This is a genomic window from Pseudomonas sp. WS 5071 (assembly GCF_012985765.1).
In the GTDB taxonomy this organism is placed as follows: Bacteria; Pseudomonadota; Gammaproteobacteria; order Pseudomonadales; family Pseudomonadaceae; genus Aquipseudomonas; species Aquipseudomonas lundensis_A.
On record NZ_JAAQWY010000098.1, the window covers coordinates 1 to 553 of the forward strand.

The 553-nt window shown below is 63.5% G+C and carries 1 protein-coding gene and 1 pseudogene; both read left to right on the forward strand.

Annotated features, from left to right (window positions below; translation table 11 throughout):
• Positions 1 to 107, forward strand: a pseudogene (locus HBN61_RS22390) (ISC system 2Fe-2S type ferredoxin); the annotation flags it as partial.
• Between the two features lie 25 nt (positions 108 to 132).
• On the forward strand, positions 133 to 333 hold the full coding sequence (gene iscX, locus HBN61_RS22395; RefSeq protein WP_003092814.1) for a Fe-S cluster assembly protein IscX: 201 nt from the start codon (positions 133 to 135) through the stop codon (positions 331 to 333).
• Positions 334 to 553: the final 220 nt, after the last annotated feature.

Genomic DNA, 553 nt, shown 5'->3' on the forward strand with positions numbered 1-553 from the left:
GCCTGGAACCCGATTCGCGGCTATCCTGCCAGGCGGTGGTGGCCGACGAAGACCTGGAGGTCGAGATTCCCAAGTACACCATCAACCAGGTGTCGGAAGGCCACTGAGCCCGGCGGTAGAGAGGAGCGCGCAATGAGCCTGAAATGGACCGATGTGCTGGAAATCGCCATCCAGCTCGACGAAAGCAAGCCGGAGGTCGATCCGCGATACGTCAACTTCGTCGATCTGCGGCGCTGGGTGGTGGAACTTCCGGAGTTCTCCGACGATCCTCAGCGTAGCGGGGAGAAAGTCCTGGAGGCCATCCAGGCCGCCTGGATCGAAGAACGGGACTAGCCATAGGCCCGCCCTACGCATTTGCCGGGAACCCGCGTATAATTCGCGGGTTTTATTTTAGGTAAGGCCTGAAATCGCCCGCGGGCGCATCCCAGGCTAGGCGCGCCGGGCCCGATGCCAGGCGCAGCCACGCTGATTCCGGCCCTTTCGGGCCGTTTTCGTCAGCGTCCTGAACGAATCACGGCGTCCCGCCCCGCTGGCGGGCCCGCCCATGCTAGAC